Here is a 17,004-nt window from a genome sequence, read left to right as displayed (position 1 = left end):
GCGTTGTCGTAGGATTAATGAAGAAGTTGTTTCAGGAAGGCCAGGCGCGTTTCGTCCAGCTGTTCCCAGGGCAGTTCCGGATTAGTGAAATGCCCGTAGTGCGTCGTCTTCCGGTAAATAGGCTGAAGCAGATTCAGCTGTTTCACCATATCCGCGGGCTTGAAGGAAAAGATGTTTTCCAGCGCATTTTCAATGGATATTTCCTCCACTTTCCCGGTACCGAACGTATCCACCCGGATGGAAACCGGAGCGGGGTAGCCAATGGCGTAAGCCACCTGCAATTCACATTTGTCCGCCAGTCCGGCAGCCACAATGTGCTTGGCAACCCAGCGGCACATATACGCGGCGGAACGGTCCACCTTGGACGGGTCTTTCCCGGAAAAGGCTCCGCCGCCGTGGCGCCCCATGCCGCCGTATGTGTCCACAATAATTTTGCGGCCCGTCAGGCCGGAATCCCCGTGGGGACCGCCCACGACGAATTTCCCGGTGGGGTTGATGAAATATTCCGTCCTCTCATCCAGAAGCTCCGCAGGAAGCACATTTTTAATGAGTTTGACGCAATATGAGTAAATCGTGTCATGGTCCACGTCTTCCGTGTGCTGGGTGGAAATAACTACGTTTTCAATATGCGCGGGACGCCCGTCTTCGTCATAGGCCACAGCCACCTGGGACTTGCAGTCCGGGCGCAGCCAGTCCACATGCCCGCGCTTGCGCCTCCTGGCCAGCTCAATGAGCAGTTTATGCGCAAACACGATGGGGGCCGGAAGCAGCTCCGGCGTCTCATTCGTTGCGAAGCCGAACATAATGCCCTGGTCTCCGGCGCCCTGCTCCGCATGGCCCTTGCCCTCCGCCTCCCGGGCGTCCACTCCCTGGGCAATATCCGGGGACTGTTCCGTGAGCAAATTCGTGAAAAAGACGGTATCCGCATGGAAAACGTCGTCGTCCTGCCTGTTGCAGTACCCGATCTCCCGAATGGCCTGGCGGGCGATTTTTTCCGGATCGATCACCGCTTTGGTCGTCAGCTCTCCGGCAATGATGACCATATTGCTCTTCACCAACGTTTCACATGCAACGCGGCTAGTTTTGTCTTGAGCCAGGCAGGCGTCTAAAATAGAGTCGGAAATGTAGTCGGCCACCTTGTCCGGATGGCCTTCTCCAACGGATTCCGACGTAAAGATGTGAGGGGTGTTTCTACTCATATCGACAAATCTCGATGTGTTGATATATTATTCCGCTATGAAGTCAACCCTAAAAACGCTCAAACTCCTGGCAGATCCCACCCGCCTGCGCATCATCAACGTTCTGAATGAAGAATCCCTGAGCGTCGCGGAACTTCAGGAAATTCTCGGCATGGGGCAAAGCCGCATTTCCACCCAGCTGGCCCAGCTCCGGCAGGAAGGGGTGGTGGAGGACGCCCGTTCCGGCAAAAACGTCTTTTACACTCTTTCCCTGGCAGGTGATCTGCACAATGTAGCCCTGAAAGCCTGCGAGGAATTGCCGGAGGCGGAAACGGACAAAAAAGCCCTTCAGGTTATCCTGGACAAGCGCAAAAACCGCACCCAGGCCTATTTTGACGAAGTAGTGTGCCGTCTGGGCAAGAACTACGCGCCCGGCCGTTCCTGGAAAGCGCTGGCCGGTGCTCTGCTCCGCATTCTGAACTATGACGTAGTGGCGGACCTGGGAGCCGGGGAAGGTTTCGTTTCCCAGCTCATCTCCCCCAGCGCCAAACAGGTGATCGCCGTAGACAACTCCCCCAGCATGGTGGAGCTGGGGCAGGAGCTGGCGCGCAAACACGGGCTGGACAATCTGGAATACCGCCTGGGCGATATCGAAGCGCCGCCCATTAAACCCGGCACGGTGGATCTGGCCCTGCTCAGCCAGGCCCTGCACCATGCGCAAAAGCCGTCCAGAGCGCTGGAAGCTGCGTGGGATATCCTGAAATCCGGCGGTTGCCTGGTGGTGCTGGATCTGCTCCAGCATGGACAGGAGGAAGCCCGTGAACTTTACGCGGACCGCTGGCTGGGCTTCACGCCCGCCGCCCTGGAAAGCATGCTGAAGGAAGCGGGATTCCGGAACATCCACACGGATATTGTGGACAGGGAGCCGGACCCGCCCCATTTCCAGACTCTGATGGCCGCCGCCTGGAAACCGTGACGTACAGCCGTCTTAATCCATTTTCCTTCCGGAATAGCCGGAGCGGACTTTCCGACATGCCTCCACAAGATTCCTCACGGTACCGGCATGCCATCCATGAAAAGCCGCTACATCCCGGAAACCCTGTCTTCCGGAGGCCTTTCCGCCGGAAAGGGGCGGCTTCCGGATTGCAGGGCTTCCCGCATTCCCCGGACAATATCCATCATCTGTCCTGCAGACAGCTCCTCCTTACCCTCAATTTCCTCATCCACCAGCGCTTTCATTTCCTCCAGCAGATGCTCCGGCTCCAGACGGTAAGTAAGCAGCACCCGGAACAGCTCTCTTCCGGCAGCCTGCAGAGGGACCGCAGGAAAATCCGCGACACTATTCAAATCTTTTTCTTCAAAGGAATTCAGGAGCTTTGCATACCGCAGGAAAGCGCACTTGAATTCCCCTGGGCATCCGCCCATATCCACTGAAGCCAAATACCGGCGGAAGGAAATCTCCGCCGCCAGATGCACGGCCTCATCCCCCGTGGATTCCGCCAGCCACGTTTCCTTTTGCTTCAGATGCACAAGCAGGAGGACCTTCCTCATGGCTTCCCTCTGTCTGCCCTTGGGGCCACTTTTCAGTTTGACCAGATCCAAATCCAGATCGCGGCATCGGGGCTCGCTACATCCTGGGCGAGAGACACACCCAGGGAGGCCGCCATTATGACAAACGGCAGCCACCTCCTCATGCATTCCCGAATATGGACCATTGCGGTCAGCCATTACATGAAAAACGCCGGAAAATCAACCCAAATCCAGCGCCTCCGGCATGAAGAAAATCCATGCCGGAATGTTGTGCCCGCCCAGAGGAACACCCGGAACTGCAGATCATTCCGACATAAGCTCCATCCCTCCGTTTTCCAAGCGTTCCGGGCGGGAAAAGAAGGAAAAAACGATGTCCGCACCCGTACCCGGCTGCTGGCCGGGAAGGACGGCTTCATGCCAGCCGGAGAGATTGACGGACACACGGGCATATGAGAAAAAACCGTCTATGCTATTCGCAGTAGTGATTTTCCTTTCCGTGGTCGTGCTCGGTGTCATTGCCGCGCTGCGTTTCACCAAAGGCATCATTCCCCTGCGCACCTACGAATCCCGGGAACTGCCCGGCTTCCCCGGCCCGGCGGGATTAATCCACCGCCTGGACGGTGCGGAAAAACGCCAGCGGAAACTGGAGAAAGCCCGGTTTCCCGGAGTGGATGAAAACGGATTCATCAGCCTTCCTCCGGCATGGGAAGGCAAGGTGACCGCAGGCCGGCTGGCCTGCGTAGCCCATACCTGGGCCATGAGCAGCCTGGTCCGGGAAGACCCGGAGGCGGCAAAAGCCCGCAAAACCGCCTCTGCGCGCGCCACGATGATTCCTTTTTTCACAGCTCTTATCCTGCTGGGAATGCTGACGGCCGGACTGTTGAAATTCCAGATCGCGCTGGCCATCGGGCTGGCCTGCTGGGCCTTTTTCACTTTCTCCGCCCTTCCCTCCCAGTTCCGCGAATGGAAAGCGGCGGAAATAGCCAAATCAGGGCTAAAGGAAGCCGGGCTGTGGCCCGTGCTGCCTTCGGACGCCATGGCTGTGGAACAATGCCTGAAAGCGTTGTCATGGTGCCACGTGGCAGGCTTCCGACGCATTCTGCCCAGATAGCGGTTTCCCCGGCGATGAAGCGCATTTTTCCGGTCAAACCGGCCTTTGGGAGAAAAAAATCTTGAAACGGGGATGCGTGTAACCCACTCTTTCATCGTCGTCAACTTTTCCTTACCGTTTCCATCTCTCCATGAATGAGTCCGCAAACCCCATCCTCAAATATTTTTCGGAATTCAAGATCCTGAAAACCGTATCCAAGGATTTCTGGCTTACCAACGTCGTCCAGTTCTTCGACGGAATGGCCTATTTTTCCATGATTACGGTATTCGTCCTCTACCTGACGGACTATTGCAGCTTCAACGATGCGGACGCCGCCCTCTGGGTAGGCCTGTACACCCTTTTCATCTCCGCCTTCGTCTTCGCGGTGGGTTCCATCTGCGACATCATCGGCATACGGCGCACTTACCTGATCGGCTTCATCATCCTCATTGCCGGGCGCCTTATCATGGGCTTCGGTCCGGACCTCAGCCCAACCGTGGACTCCGGAAGGCTGGCCGTCATGGCGGGCATTCTGATTATGTCCTTCGGCACGGCGTTCATGTCCCCCGTCATCCAAACTTCCATCCGGCGCTTCACTCCGCTGAAAGCGCGTTCCACGGGCTTCAATATCTACTACCTGCTGATGAACATTTCCGCCGTCATCGCGAACGTGTTCCTGATTGAATTTTTCCGCAAGCACTTCGGCGCCGTGGACGGCGGATACTGGATTATCAACTTCGGAACGCTGATGGTGCTGCTGGGCTGCATCACCACCCGTTTTATTAATGAAGACAACTACGCGGAACCCAGCGAACGGGAGGCGAACATCAATGCCCCCCTCCGCAGACCTCTCCAGCTCTTCATGGAGGTGTGGAAGGAATCCGCCTTCCGCAAACTTATCCTCTTCCTTGTGCTGACCATGGGCGTGCGCATCGTTTTCACGCTGCAATTCCTGGTGATGCCCAAATACTACGTGCGTACGCTATATGACGACTTTGCCATAGGCTCCATCAATGCCGTCAACCCGGCCATCATTGTCTCCGGCCTCATCCTGCTCATTCCGGTGCTGGGCCGCTTCTCTACCGTTGGCCTCATGATTGCGGGCATGTCCATCTCCGCTTTCTCTCTCGTTTTCATGGCCATTCCCATTGAATGGTACTACCTGGTGCCCGGCATTGAAACGCGCTCTCAGGCGTATCTGGTAGCCATTGTGGCGCAGATCCTAGTATTCGCATTCGGGGAACTGCTCTTCTCCCCCCGCTTCTCCGAATATGTGGCGCGGGTAGCTCCGAAAGACAAAGTGGCCTCCTACATGTCTCTGGCGGCGCTTCCCATGTTCATCGCCAAACCCATCAATGGCATCATCGGCGGCCTGCTCGTCGCCTACCTCTGCTATGACGGCATCTGCGCCAAGATGGATACCGGGCACATCGGCTTCTGGGACTCCCCGGAATTCATGTGGACCATTTACCTGGCCATGGCCGTAATCAGCCCCATCGCCATTATCATGACCCGCAGGACCATCACCTCGGACCATCCCGAGGAAGACGCGGCATCGCCACCCATCAGCGCCATTGAAGCGGAAACGGATCCCGCCCTGACGGCGGAAGAATTTACGGAAGCCAACTCCTGAACTTACGAGACCATGAACCAGCACACGCGCAACATCATTGTGGATTCCCTCATCCTGGTAGCTTTCAGCTCCCTCCTCGGCGGTCTCAGCCTGTTGGTCTCCAAATCTTTCTCCGGAGATCCCAACCCGGCCCTGGACCTTATCACCGTAATGAAGAAAGCGGAGGCCAAAGAAGTCAACGCTTCCTCCGAACAGGAGGAGAAGGAAGCCCGAGTCAAGGGGATGAAGGAATTCGAACAAACCCTGAAGGAAGGGGAAGAACTGGCTGCGGCAGAAGGAAAGGCTTTTGTCAACATGACGGATCCCCATGGCAGAACTCCTGTCATGTGGGTATGCTACGCCAACTACAACAACATTGAGACCACGCTGAAGCTGGAAGCCACTCGGGCCCCCTATCTGGACCGGCTTCTGGAAGACCCCCGCGTGGAAATCGACCGAAAGGACAAGGACGGGTGGACCGCGCTGCACTGGGCTTCCTGGAGCGGGCTGGACCGCCTGTCCGACATGCTGATTGAAAGGAAAGCAGACATCAACAACCGGGAGGGCAACGGCTTTACGCCCCTCATGCTGGCAGCCATGCGCGGTAATTTCCAGGTGGCGGCCCTGCTACTGGAAAAAGGAGCGGATATGACTGCCGTCAACAAATTCGGGAAAAACGCCCTTCAACTGGCGGAAGAAGGAGCTCTCGCTTATCAATCCAGCTTTGACCTCACTAAGACGGAAGTTTCCAAAGCCCCGGTGGATTCCTTCATCCGCGCTTATGAAAAGGCCGTGGCCGGCCTGCCGCCCGAACACGCCCCGGAATTCATGGAAGCCATGAAAAAAGCCGTGGGACGCCAGTCTTTCGTGGAAACAGGGTACGTCCTCCAGCTCATCACGCGCTCCCTGAGTTCCAAAAACCTGCTCACGGAAGAACAGTCCGGAAAATTCCGGGAGGAAATCACCGGAGCAATCGCGGAAAACTCCCGGATCATTGATGTCCGCGGCGTGGCTTTTGAACACACCGTGGACCTGCTCCGCAAAGCGGCGGAAAAATAACGGCCTTTCCTTCAGGGTTCAGACATCCGCCACTTTTGCTCTTGACGCTTTCACGGCTCCTTTCTAGGATTCGCGGCATACCATGGTTAGAGCATTGCGCACCGGCATCATGCTGCTCACCCTTCTGCTGGTCGTCGTAGGCGGAACGGGTATGGTTTCCGTGTGCCCGTGTCATGAAGAAATTTTCATTTTTTCCTGTTCCTGCCATCAGGATGCCGCCCCCTGCGAATGCCACGGGGACGATGTGCCCCGCACCGGCTCTTCCAGCCCTCTGGCCGGGCACCTCTGCGAACACCGGCAGCTGGAGATTAATGATCTGACGGTTCCTGTTCCTCATGCACCTCTGCCCCAGCCTTACGTCATCTGGCAGACATTGCCGGATTTCCACCATCTGGCCCGGCCTCTTCTTTTAATAAGCCAAACATCGGATTCCGCAACACCGGTTCCCCCTGACCCCTTCAGGAACACCGGCCCGACGCATGAAGGCTTTCAACTTCCCCTGCTGATTTAACGGCTCTTTTTAGAAACGTCCTTAAGGGCGTTTCCTGCGGTACGCTGCCTTTAATACGGCGGCCGCTTTTATTTGTTTCCGCGGAATTATTCGCCGCATTGTCCAAACCTGATTGGACCGAACTGTTTTTATTATCTTTTCCATCATGAAATCCACACCATTCTTCGCCGGAATAGGCCTGGCAGCCCTGCTCAGCTCATGCAGCGTCTACCACAGCGCGCCTATCGACCTGAACGCGGAGGAAGCCTCCTGGAAAGAGGCGTCCAGCGTAGATTCCCCTACCTCAATCACTCAGAACCAGGCTCGCCAGATCGGCCTGGTCATGAATCCGGATCTGAACAAAGCCCGGCTGAAACTGGCTTCCAGCAATGAAGTAGCCAGGCAATCGGGCTGGTGGAACGATCCCTCCTTTTCCTGGGATATTGAACAAGTCCTCCAGGAAAATACGGTCAACATGTCCGGCAGCCTGGGCTTCACCATTCCCGTAACCGGCCTCCCCGCCCTGGAAAAAAAGGTGGCGGAACAATACAAGGAGGCCGACTTCTGGACCCTCCGCCAGGCTGAACTGGATTTTCTCAGTTCCCTGGACCAGGCATGGAGCAAACTGGCCGTTACCCAGCGCCGCAAGACGGTCATCCGGGAACGGCTGAATGCCATCCGGCGGGAAAACGGCATGATTGAACAGCTTATCGGCGCGGGGGAAGTGGATTTTTCCTCTCGGCAGGTAGCCTCCCAGCGGATGAATGACGCTATCCGGGAACTCCAAACCGTGACGGAAACGGAATTGGAGCAAAAAATGGAACTCGTCAAGCTGATGGGCCTGCATCCTTCTGCGGTACGGAAACTCGGTTTCCTGACGAAACAGAATTTCCAGCTTCCCGCCGCCGTACCGGCTCCCGGCCCTTCAGCTTTGACCGCCTCTCCAAAAATCAAGGCACAACTGGCGACCTACGCCACCACGGAGACATTATTCAAAACGGAAATCCGCCGGCAGTACCCGGAACTGGAGCTCGGTCCCTCCTTCACCCGCGACGAAGGAGAAAAGGAAGTAGGCGGAGAAATAGGGTTCAATCTTCCCCTTTGGAACCGCAATCGCAAGGCCATTGCGGAAGCCCGAGGCACACGGGACTTGTCCAGACAGGAAACCATCCAGCTTTGGAAAACGGAATTATTCAACGCCCGCCAGCTTGACGCCAGCCAGCAGATGGCACTCCGCCACTGCCGCACGGAACTCCAGCGCATGGAATCCTTCGCCGCCTCCGTCCGGACCATGGAAAAGCTGCACGGCATTGGGGAAGCATCCCTGCTGGAACTGGCGGAAAACCGCCACCAGCTTTACGAAAGCCGCCTGGCTTTCCTGGACAATCTGGACAAGCTTCTGGCCGTTCAGGCCCAGCTCCGCTACCTCACCCACGCCAACCTTTAATCCACATCAATCTTCCACCATCTTTAATGAATATGAAACATCTTTATTTTTCCATCATGCTGGGACTGGCTCCTGCTTTCTGTCTCCATTCCGCACGCGGAGAACAGCCTGCCCCTGCAGAACACAAACACGAGGACGGTTCCGCCTGCACGGCGGATCACGGCCATGACGACCATCAGCACAAGGCAGGGGAAACCTGTACTCAGGGCCACGCCCACGAAGAACACAGGCATGCGGACGGAGCCGTCTGCACAGGCGACCATGAACTGGAAGGTCACCAGCACGCGGAAGGGGAAGCATGCACGGGCGACCATGAACGCGAAGAGTCTGCGGAAAAAAATTCCAGCCAACCGGGGGACATGATTCCCGTGCATGTGGATGAAAAAGCGCGCCATTCTCTGGACATGCGCTTTGAGAAAGTGGAGGAAACCTCCCACGGAGCGGCGAAAACCCTTCACGGGCAGATGGTCATTCCTCCCCATGCGGTAACCACATACGCCCTTCCCGCCGCAGGGCGCGTGACATTCAACGTCAAATCCGCACAACAAGTGCGCAAAGGGGAACTGCTGTACACGCTGGCATCCCCGGATATTGTGGAAATGGAAGGAAACGCCTCCCAGGCCAGGGCCGCGCTGGACCGTGCCGCAGCAGAACTCGGAACCCTCAGGGAACGCCGGGCCCAGTTGGAAAAAATCGGCACCCGCAACAGCGAACTGAATACTTCCATCCAATTCAAAGAGGCGGAAATCCACAGCCTCCGGGCTGCCCTGAACGCCAGCAACAATAAATTGAAACTGGTGATGGAGTCCGGCGTATTGAAAAATAACCTTCTTTACATATACGCAGCGGCGGATGGTTCCGTTCAGTCCGTGAACATGACCCAAGGGGCCTGGGGAGAACAGGGCGCACCTGCCCTCGTCATGACCAATAAAGGGGATCTGGAATTTACCACGACCATTTATGGGACGGATCCCGTCCATTATGCAAAAGCCCGGCTGACTCTGACCAGCGGTAAAAACACGGAACTGCTGAACGGCTCCCTGAGGGTGGCCGAACAGGTAGATCCCGCCACCCAGTCCAGGGCCCTGTATTTTACCCCGGACCGCATACCGGAAGGGACACATGCCGGCCAGCTGGCCCGGTTGGATCTGTACTCCCATGACGCCGCCACGGAGGGCTTCATTCCCGTCCCCAACAGCGCCGTCGTCAAGGTAGGGGTGAACGACGTGGTTTTCATCAAGGCGGGAAACGATACATTTGTCATGAAAAAAGTGGAAACACTGCCTTCCCGTCAGGGAAAAACGCCCGTCAAGGGACTGATGCCGGGACAGACTATCGTCACCAAGGGCGGGTATGAATTGAAATACATCCTGCCCACCGGAGAGGCCGGAAGCAAAAAAGCAGCCGGGCACTTCCACGCGGACGGCCAGTTCCACGAAGGAGAACACTAAACGATGTACAAAATAAAAGATTAAGGAACAAATACCCCGAATTCCTTTGGAATAAACCCTTGAATCTTAGGTATTCAGCAATCAGAATCCATGAACTTTCTCATTTCATTCTGCCTGAACAACAGGATTACTGTGATCCTGCTGACGATTGCGCTGGCAATCATCAGCATTTTCGTGGTGAAGAACATTCCCGTGGACGTATTCCCGGAACTGAAGGTCCCGCGTGTCACCATCCAGACGGAAGCCCCCGGCCTTACTGCGGAAGAAGTGGAACAATACATCACCATTCCCATTGAGTCCGCCATGAACGGAACCGCCGGAGTCAAAGGCGTCCGCTCCTCCTCCGGCAGCGGGCTTTCCTTCGTATGGGTGGATTTCGACTGGAACAAAGATATCTACCAGGCCCGGCAGATTGTAACGGAACGTCTTGGAGCAGTCCGGGAATCCCTGCCGGAAGGGACATCCCCGGAGCTGGCCCCCATCGTCTCCATAACGGGGGAAATCATGCTCATCGCCCTGACTGGAGACAAGGATACCTCCCAGCTGGACATGAGGCAACTGGCGGAATACAAGCTGCGCACGCGCCTGCTGGCCATTCCCGGGGTGGGGCAGGTCACGGTGCTGGGCGGGCGTCTGCCGGAATACCAGGTGATTTATGATCCCAACAAACTCAAACTGGCCGGGGTGGACCTTTCCAGCCTGAAAACGGCTATTCAGGAATCCCAATCTTCCGTCCCCGCAGGGTATCTGGAGGATGTAGCCGGGCAGGAACTCCCCATCCAGCAGGATACCCGCACCGCCAATATTGAACAGCTCAACCGCGCCCTGGTTCCGGACCATGCCTCCGGAATACTCCGGCTCCAGGATGTGACGGAAGTCAAGATAGACGGTGCGCCGCGGCGGGGAGATGCCGGATTTATGGGGGAAGACGCCGTAGTGCTTTCCGTGCAGAAGGTGCCGGGAGCCAATACTCTGGCCCTGACACAGGCCGTGGATGCAGCCGTCAGGGAATTCAGTCAAAGCCAGCTTCCCAAGGGAATGAAACTGCACACCGCAGCCTATCGGCAGGCGGATTTTATTGAAATGTCCCTGGATAACGGCACGGAAACCCTCCTCATTGCCGGAGCGGTGGTCATGATCGTCATCTTCCTGACGCTGCTGAACCTTCGCACGGCCATCATCACGCTGATTTCCATGCCCCTGTCCATCCTGTTCGGGATGATGATGTTCCCCGTCTTCGGGCTGGCCATCAACATCATGACCCTGGGCGGCCTTGCCGTAGCCGTGGGAGACGTGGTGGACAACGCCATTATCTTCGTGGAAATAGCCTGGAGGCACCTGAACAGGAACGCCGCCCTGCCGAAAGATAAGCGCAAGAGCAAGTATGAGGTTCTGATGAAAGCCAAGAGCGAAATCGTAGGCTCCATTTCCTTCTCCTCCGTCATCATCCTGCTGGTATTCACTCCGGTGCTCTTCCTGTCCGGTCTGGAAGGCCAGTTTTTCCGGCCCCTGGGGATCTCCTACATGCTGGCCCTGCTTTCTTCTCTTATTGTAGCTGTCACCATTACTCCGGTTCTCTGTTACATATGGTTCAAGAAAAGCAAAAACGCCGCTACTCTGGAAAGCGGGGATTCCTTCAGCTCCCGCCTCATTAAACGCATTTATGCCCCCATCCTGGAATTCTGCCTGCGCTTTTCCAAAACGGTCTGCGCCATCATGACGGCCATTACGCTGCTGGCCCTGTGGCTGGGTTCCACGTTCGGAACCAGTTTCCTGCCGCCGTTCAACGAGGATTGCTACACAGTCTTCGTCAGTACGGTGCCGGGAACTTCCCTGGATGAAACGGAGCGCATCTCCCGGAAAGTGATGAAAGATATTGAACAGATTCCGGGGGTTCTCAGTGTCACCCAGCGCACGGGACGCGCGGAAAACGACGAACACGCAGAACCCGTCAGCGCCTCCGAGCTGCTCGTGCGCGTGGATCTGAAGAAAGACCAGAAAGAATTGCGCGCCGCCATCAAGAAATGCATTGACGGCATCCCCGGCACCAGCTCCATGATCGGCTATCCGCTGGCCCATCGCATCAGTTCCGCTCTGTCCGGCTCCAACTCGGAAATCGCCATCAACATTTACGGCACGGAGCTGCCCCAGCTCCGCCTGGCGGCCCGGAAAGCCAAGGAAATTCTGGAGAACATGCCGGAAGTGGCGGATGCACGCGCCAACCGGGAAATTATGGTGGATACCATTCGCGTGCAATACAATCAGGAAGCCCTGGCTTCCTACGGCCTGACCATGGCGAATGCTGCGGAACAGGTTTCCACGGCCATGAACGGACAGAAACTGGGAGAAGTCATCAAAAACCAGGACCATTGGAACATTGTCCTGCGCATTGACCCCAGACTTAAAACGTCCATGGAAGATGTCAAAAACCTGGAACTCATTTCCCCCAATAAAAAAACCGTGCGCCTGGACGACGTGGCACAGGTGTACCGGGAGGAAGTTTCCAACCTCATCCTGAGGGACAACACCATGCGGAAAGCCATGATTTCCTGCAATCCCTCCCCCAATTCCAACCTGGGAGACCTCGCGAAAGCCTGTCGGGAACAATTGGACCCGGTAATGAACGCCATGGGCTGTACCGTAGACTATGACGGCACTATCAAAGCACGGGAATCCGCATCACAACGGCTTTACGTCCTGGGCGCCATCGTCATGGTGCTCATCGTACTGCTCCTTTCCTCCGCACTGGGAAGCGTCCGGCGCGCCATGCTGACTCTGGTGAACATACCGCTGTGCCTGGTGGGCGGCATCGTAGCCGTTTTCCTTGCCTCCCCCGGTACGCTGTCCTCCCTGTTTGGAGGAACTTACATTCCTCCCATTCTTTCCGTGGCTTCCATTGTGGGGTTCGTGACCGTCATCGGCTTCGCCATCCGCAGCGGCCTGATTCTGCTCAACAGGTACCGGGCCCTAGAACATCAGGGGATGGAACCCGCGGAAGCCATACGGGAAGGTTCTCTGGAACGCGTGGTCCCCATCATCATGACTTCCCTGACTACCGTGCTGGGGCTGCTCCCGCTGATCTGGGCCATTGACCAGCCCGGAGGCGAACTGCTCGGCCCCCTGGCCATCGTCCAGTTCGGCGGGCTGGTGACAGCCACCATCCTGAACCTGCTTATCATTCCGGCCACGGCCAAACTCTTCTCCCGCTGGATTGCCTCCCGGCGGAAGGAATTGAAAGCAACCTCCTGATTCATTCAGGACTCCGGCGGCGGGACCGGGGAGAGGATGAGCCCCGGTTCCGCTTTTTACAGCAACAGACATAACGAGTCCTTGCCTTGCAGGCCGATAAGGGGCACACATGGAGGTTCAAGCTTCACCTTCATGCCCAAACGGAAATCCACCAGAGAGCACCTGCTCAATACGGGTGCCATGATTGTCGGGGAATCCGGGCTGCGCGCCCTTACCGTTCGCGGCCTGTCCCTGCGGGCCGGCACCAATACAGGGAGCTTTGTCTATCACTTCGGCAACCGGGAAGCTTTTCTGACCGAGCTTCTGGAACGCTGGTACGAACCTCTGTTCACCGGCATCAGGACCCATGCCAACATTCATCTTCCGGCCTTTGAAAAACTGGAAGCCATCCTGGGAGACGTCATGGAGTTCCTGCTGCGTCACGGCCAATTCATTGCCCAGCTGGTTCTGGACGCCCTGGCAGGGGAACAGGCGGCCATCCGTTTCATTTCAGGAATCCATACGCGCCATCCCCTTGTGCTGCTGGAAACCATACGGGAAGCCCAGCAGGAAGGATCCGTGCTCATGGGAGACCCCATGAACATCCTCATTTACCTTGTCTGCTGCGGGGGAGCCCCCTTTATCCTTTCCGGACAGCTCCAAGTGCACGACTCCAAAGCAGCTCGGCCCGTTCTCGACTTGCTGGGTTCTATCCTCAATGATCCGGAAAGCGCCAGACAACGCATGACCTGGGCGCTCCGCGGCATACGGCGGGTCTGAGATTTCAGCAAAGGGGCAGACCGGAAAAACGCGTCGCCTCCCGGCCCCCTGCCGAACCAAAATATCGCCGCCCTTACACGCACGCTCCCTTCTTACCTCCGCCATTGGGGGCGATGAGGCGGACGGGGAGGCGGAGGAGGAGGATTATGGTGGCGCCAGTCATTGCGGTACCTGTCCTTGTCACGGTCATGCTGGACAGCCGCCCCAATAGCAGCGCCGGCAGCCAGCGCCCCCACACCGATGGCGGCGGCTCCACCGGGCGTTACGGAACTGTTCCCGTAGCTGTCCGTCGTGCAGGACGGCATGAAAGAAAGCGTCATTCCCGCCAGGGGAAGAAGCCAGAATGATTTAATATGCCTGTTCATGAGATAAAAAATAAGGATTAACACCGGCAGCCCGGTTACATCCGGTAAGCGCGGAATCCCTTGATGATTTGTTTAAATATGTCACAGTCCTGAACGGAATTCCCGGAATCATAACAGCTACGCGCGCAGCAGGCTTTTCATTACCCCCCTGTTCCGGCGTTCCTGAATACGGAAATCCGCATGCACTGTAAAAAAACAGACATGCGGATGGAAAAAGCGTTCATCTTCCGGAAAACTTCGGAAACGTCCGTAGGATTACTTCTGTTCTACCACAGGCTCAATACGAACGGGACTCTGGATATCAAACAGGCTCTTGCGCAGCAGGTAGCCTCCGCTCTGCAAGGCAAATGCACTGGCCGGAAATTTCTCCGCCAGTTCACGGTAAAAGGCGCCTGCGGCGGCATTGTCTTTCTTAGCCCGGGCAATGTCCCCCAGGCACATGGTGGCAAAACCGGAAAAAGTAGGATCTCCCGCATCCACCACGGAACGGAACAACCCTTCCGCCTCATCCGCTTTCCCCCGGTTCATCAGACGGCAGGCCAGGGTAACGGAAGCCTGGGCTTTCCATTCCTCCGTGGGAGCGGAATCAATAAAAGCTTTCATTTTGGCCACGCCTTCATCCTCCTTGCCGGCGTTCCACAAGGCAATGGCCTGAAGGTAAGAGGCAGTGACGGCGGCGCGGGAACTGTCAAAGTCAGCCACCACCTGCTGAAGCCCCTGTTCGTCCAGGGAAATTTCCCCGGTTGCCGGGGATTCCGGCATAGCGGCCACCAGAGCGGCGCCTGCCTTTCTTTCCATGGAATCCTGCACGCCATTATAAATAATCCATCCGGCAGCCCCAAGGACGCATAGCAACACAACCAGCGCAACCTTGCCGTAATGTTCATCCAAAAACTGTTCATGCTTGGCCGGGCCGACGGAAATTTCCGCAAACGCACTTCCGTCGCCCATCGGCATATTGTCCATGGCCCGTTTAATATCCTTGATATCCATAATATGTTGAAGAGGGTTCTACCGTGTTGTCCCAACCAAATCAATCAGCTTTTTACTTATCTTCGCCATGTTCCAAAAGCTGCAGGGAATCCTTCAGTCCCAGATTCCTGTAAATTTCCCGCGTTGCCCGGCTCTGGTTAAGCGTATAAAAATGAATGCCGTCCACATCGGAATCCAACAGTTCGGCGCACTGGCTGGAGGCGTATTGGATGCCTACCTCCTGAATAGCGTCCGGATTGGAACCCGCACGCTTCAGCGCCTTAAGCAGCCTGGCCGGAAAACAGGTGCCTCCGGAAAGCTCTGCCATGCGGTTCATGCCGGACAGGCTGGTCACAGGCATGATTCCCGCCAGGATAGGCACCTTGATGCCGGCCAGCAGACAGCGTTCCCGGTAATCCAGGAAAGAATGATTGTCAAAAAACAGCTGGGTGCAGATATAATCCGCGCCGGCATCCACCTTGGCTTTCAGGAAATCCATCTCGCGCAGACGGTTGGGAGTGGCCGGATGACCTTCCGGGAAGCCGGCCACGCCTATGGCGAATCCATCCGGATCCGGGTGACGGCCGGATTCATTATATTCACGGATAAACGTCACCAGATCCGCCGCATGGCGAAAAACATCCGCATCGCGGTTGTAATCCTTCGCTCCCCGGGGAGGATCTCCCCGAAGTGCAAGAACGGCCCGCACTCCAGCCCGGGCGTATTGGTCCAGGATATTCCATACCTCCTCCCGGCTATGCCCTACGCAAGTAAGGTGGGGCACCGTAGGAATACGGGATTCATGCTGGATGCGCAACACCACTTCGCGGGTAAGCTCGCGGGTGGAGCCCCCTGCACCATACGTCACGCTGACGAAACTGGGGCGGTAAGGCTCCAGTTCACGGATAGTCTGGTACAAGGCCGATGCTGCCTGCTCGTTTTTGGGCGGGAAAAATTCAAAGGACAGGCTGGGACCGGCGCCCGATTGCAATCTTTCTCTCAGGTGCACTTCTCTTTACTTGGCTTGGCTAAATACGGATCCGCATCACGGCTCCATGGGAATCATCACCGGTTTGGGAGCTTCCACGGGGACGGGGGCAGAGGGAGAAACCATACCGGACTTGTCTTCTTCCGTCATGTTTTCCTGCCAGCTCGCAGGCGGAACAATGACTTCATCCCCCGGCTTGATAGGTTCCTTGTCATTATTATCAAAAAGCGTATTACGCTTCACGTAGGACTGGAACACTTTCCCGTCCGGGTCAACTCCGTCGATAATCAGGGATACGAAAATGCTCCCGCGTCTGCGGATTCCCAGTTCCTGCCCCACTTTCAAGTCAGGTTGGCCGATGGACTGGAACAGGACCAGGTTGGCGTCACGGTAGTATTCCGTCACACGGCCCACCTGCTCCGCATCCTTGATTTCATTAAGCCATTGCAGCCGGGGATCTCCCTTTTCCATGCTCTGACGTTCCAACAAATCGCGTTCTTCCTCCGCCAGGGCATGACGCTTCTTCAGTTCTTCATTCTCCTTCTTCATCCGTTCCAGCTCCGCCGAGACATGAGCCAGTTCCTCGCTCACCACAGGATCCGCCACCACCACCGGCTGAACGGCGGAGGCAGGAGCCTGCGTGGGCATCGGAAGATACGGGGAGGGATTGACAGGTACCGGAGCGGAGGCCATCTGCTGCTGTTGCTGAATCACATCCATTCTTGAAGAAATATTCACATAAATCATTCCCAGAACGACCAGCACCACCACCAGAAACGCCAGGATAAAAATGCGGAAATTACTCATGTCGTCA

16 protein-coding genes are annotated in these 17,004 nt (G+C 56.5%); 9 read left to right on the top strand and 7 right to left on the bottom strand.

What is annotated here, in order from left to right:
* Positions 1 to 14: 14 nt before the first annotated feature.
* Positions 15 to 1,199: a methionine adenosyltransferase gene (metK, locus tag BHW66_RS04965; RefSeq protein WP_046434549.1), complete on the bottom strand. Its 1,185-nt coding sequence runs from the start codon at positions 1,197 to 1,199 to the stop codon at positions 15 to 17.
* 37 nt (positions 1,200 to 1,236) lie between these two features.
* Here metK and BHW66_RS04960 point away from each other — a divergent pair, with 37 nt between their 5' ends.
* Positions 1,237 to 2,154: a metalloregulator ArsR/SmtB family transcription factor gene (locus tag BHW66_RS04960; protein ID WP_022197900.1), complete on the top strand. Its 918-nt coding sequence runs from the start codon at positions 1,237 to 1,239 to the stop codon at positions 2,152 to 2,154.
* A gap of 107 nt (positions 2,155 to 2,261) precedes the next feature.
* Here BHW66_RS04960 and BHW66_RS04955 read toward each other — a convergent pair whose 3' ends face one another.
* Both BHW66_RS04955 and BHW66_RS04950 read right to left on the bottom strand, forming a co-directional pair.
* Positions 2,262 to 2,729: a hypothetical protein gene (locus tag BHW66_RS04955; protein WP_286688939.1), complete on the bottom strand. Its 468-nt coding sequence runs from the start codon at positions 2,727 to 2,729 to the stop codon at positions 2,262 to 2,264.
* 282 nt (positions 2,730 to 3,011) lie between these two features.
* A complete protein-coding gene (locus BHW66_RS04950) occupies positions 3,012 to 3,149 on the bottom strand; it encodes a hypothetical protein (RefSeq protein WP_164907830.1) in 138 nt (45 codons plus the stop codon).
* Positions 3,150 to 3,174: 25 nt separating this feature from the next.
* Here BHW66_RS04950 and BHW66_RS04945 point away from each other — a divergent pair, with 25 nt between their 5' ends.
* From BHW66_RS04945 to BHW66_RS04910, 8 genes are all read left to right on the top strand, one after another.
* On the top strand, positions 3,175 to 3,819 hold the full coding sequence (locus BHW66_RS04945; RefSeq protein WP_022197898.1) for a hypothetical protein: 645 nt from the start codon (positions 3,175 to 3,177) through the stop codon (positions 3,817 to 3,819).
* A 130-nt stretch (positions 3,820 to 3,949) separates the two neighbouring features.
* Positions 3,950 to 5,431 carry an MFS transporter gene (locus BHW66_RS04940; RefSeq protein ID WP_022197897.1) on the top strand — a complete coding sequence of 494 codons (1,482 nt, stop codon included), beginning with the start codon at positions 3,950 to 3,952 and terminating at the stop codon, positions 5,429 to 5,431.
* A 12-nt stretch (positions 5,432 to 5,443) separates the two neighbouring features.
* On the top strand, positions 5,444 to 6,469 hold the full coding sequence (locus BHW66_RS04935; RefSeq protein ID WP_012420104.1) for an ankyrin repeat domain-containing protein: 1,026 nt from the start codon (positions 5,444 to 5,446) through the stop codon (positions 6,467 to 6,469).
* 82 nt (positions 6,470 to 6,551) lie between these two features.
* Positions 6,552 to 6,980 (top strand): hypothetical protein, encoded by a 429-nt coding sequence (locus BHW66_RS04930; protein ID WP_128153476.1) that lies wholly within the window; start codon positions 6,552 to 6,554, stop codon positions 6,978 to 6,980.
* 145 nt (positions 6,981 to 7,125) lie between these two features.
* Complete coding sequence (locus BHW66_RS04925; protein ID WP_022197894.1) at positions 7,126 to 8,406, top strand: TolC family protein; 1,281 nt, start codon at positions 7,126 to 7,128, stop codon at positions 8,404 to 8,406.
* A 32-nt stretch (positions 8,407 to 8,438) separates the two neighbouring features.
* Positions 8,439 to 9,857: a hypothetical protein gene (locus BHW66_RS04920; protein ID WP_146023978.1), complete on the top strand. Its 1,419-nt coding sequence runs from the start codon at positions 8,439 to 8,441 to the stop codon at positions 9,855 to 9,857.
* Between the two features lie 90 nt (positions 9,858 to 9,947).
* On the top strand, positions 9,948 to 13,106 hold the full coding sequence (locus tag BHW66_RS04915) for an efflux RND transporter permease subunit (RefSeq protein WP_046434537.1): 3,159 nt from the start codon (positions 9,948 to 9,950) through the stop codon (positions 13,104 to 13,106).
* 132 nt (positions 13,107 to 13,238) lie between these two features.
* Positions 13,239 to 13,865 carry a TetR/AcrR family transcriptional regulator gene (locus BHW66_RS04910; RefSeq protein WP_031930717.1) on the top strand — a complete coding sequence of 209 codons (627 nt, stop codon included), beginning with the start codon at positions 13,239 to 13,241 and terminating at the stop codon, positions 13,863 to 13,865.
* Between the two features lie 92 nt (positions 13,866 to 13,957).
* Here BHW66_RS04910 and BHW66_RS04905 read toward each other — a convergent pair whose 3' ends face one another.
* From BHW66_RS04905 to BHW66_RS04890, 4 genes are all read right to left on the bottom strand, one after another.
* The gene (locus tag BHW66_RS04905; RefSeq protein WP_012420098.1) at positions 13,958 to 14,230 is read right to left on the bottom strand and encodes a hypothetical protein; all 273 of its coding nucleotides are present in this window, start codon (positions 14,228 to 14,230) and stop codon (positions 13,958 to 13,960) included.
* Positions 14,231 to 14,485: 255 nt separating this feature from the next.
* Positions 14,486 to 15,223: a tetratricopeptide repeat protein gene (locus tag BHW66_RS04900; protein WP_102739818.1), complete on the bottom strand. Its 738-nt coding sequence runs from the start codon at positions 15,221 to 15,223 to the stop codon at positions 14,486 to 14,488.
* Between the two features lie 52 nt (positions 15,224 to 15,275).
* Positions 15,276 to 16,211, bottom strand: a complete 936-nt coding sequence (metF, locus tag BHW66_RS04895; RefSeq protein ID WP_012420096.1) for a methylenetetrahydrofolate reductase [NAD(P)H] — start codon at positions 16,209 to 16,211, stop codon at positions 15,276 to 15,278.
* 36 nt (positions 16,212 to 16,247) lie between these two features.
* Positions 16,248 to 16,997, bottom strand: a complete 750-nt coding sequence (locus BHW66_RS04890) for a hypothetical protein (RefSeq protein WP_102739819.1) — start codon at positions 16,995 to 16,997, stop codon at positions 16,248 to 16,250.
* Between the last annotated feature and the right edge of the window lie 7 nt (positions 16,998 to 17,004).

This window comes from Akkermansia sp. 54_46 (assembly GCF_001917295.1).
Taxonomy (GTDB): Bacteria; Verrucomicrobiota; Verrucomicrobiia; order Verrucomicrobiales; family Akkermansiaceae; genus Akkermansia; species Akkermansia muciniphila.
This window is presented reverse-complemented; position numbering and strand designations above follow the sequence as displayed.

Excerpts from the sequence above, each read along its gene's own strand:
- metK (WP_046434549.1), bottom strand. The coding sequence starts at position 1,199 with ATGAGTAGAAACACCCCTCACATCTTTACGTCGGAATCCGTTGGAGAA.
- BHW66_RS04960 (WP_022197900.1), top strand. The coding sequence starts at position 1,237 with ATGAAGTCAACCCTAAAAACGCTCAAACTCCTGGCAGATCCCACCCGC.
- BHW66_RS04955 (WP_286688939.1), bottom strand. The coding sequence starts at position 2,729 with ATGAGGAAGGTCCTCCTGCTTGTGCATCTGAAGCAAAAGGAAACGTGG.
- BHW66_RS04945 (WP_022197898.1), top strand. The coding sequence starts at position 3,175 with ATGCTATTCGCAGTAGTGATTTTCCTTTCCGTGGTCGTGCTCGGTGTC.
- BHW66_RS04940 (WP_022197897.1), top strand. The coding sequence starts at position 3,950 with ATGAATGAGTCCGCAAACCCCATCCTCAAATATTTTTCGGAATTCAAG.
- BHW66_RS04935 (WP_012420104.1), top strand. The coding sequence starts at position 5,444 with ATGAACCAGCACACGCGCAACATCATTGTGGATTCCCTCATCCTGGTA.
- BHW66_RS04930 (WP_128153476.1), top strand. The coding sequence starts at position 6,552 with ATGGTTAGAGCATTGCGCACCGGCATCATGCTGCTCACCCTTCTGCTG.
- BHW66_RS04925 (WP_022197894.1), top strand. The coding sequence starts at position 7,126 with ATGAAATCCACACCATTCTTCGCCGGAATAGGCCTGGCAGCCCTGCTC.
- BHW66_RS04920 (WP_146023978.1), top strand. The coding sequence starts at position 8,439 with ATGAAACATCTTTATTTTTCCATCATGCTGGGACTGGCTCCTGCTTTC.
- BHW66_RS04915 (WP_046434537.1), top strand. The coding sequence starts at position 9,948 with ATGAACTTTCTCATTTCATTCTGCCTGAACAACAGGATTACTGTGATC.
- BHW66_RS04910 (WP_031930717.1), top strand. The coding sequence starts at position 13,239 with ATGCCCAAACGGAAATCCACCAGAGAGCACCTGCTCAATACGGGTGCC.
- BHW66_RS04905 (WP_012420098.1), bottom strand. The coding sequence starts at position 14,230 with ATGAACAGGCATATTAAATCATTCTGGCTTCTTCCCCTGGCGGGAATG.
- BHW66_RS04900 (WP_102739818.1), bottom strand. The coding sequence starts at position 15,223 with ATGGATATCAAGGATATTAAACGGGCCATGGACAATATGCCGATGGGC.
- BHW66_RS04890 (WP_102739819.1), bottom strand. The coding sequence starts at position 16,997 with ATGAGTAATTTCCGCATTTTTATCCTGGCGTTTCTGGTGGTGGTGCTG.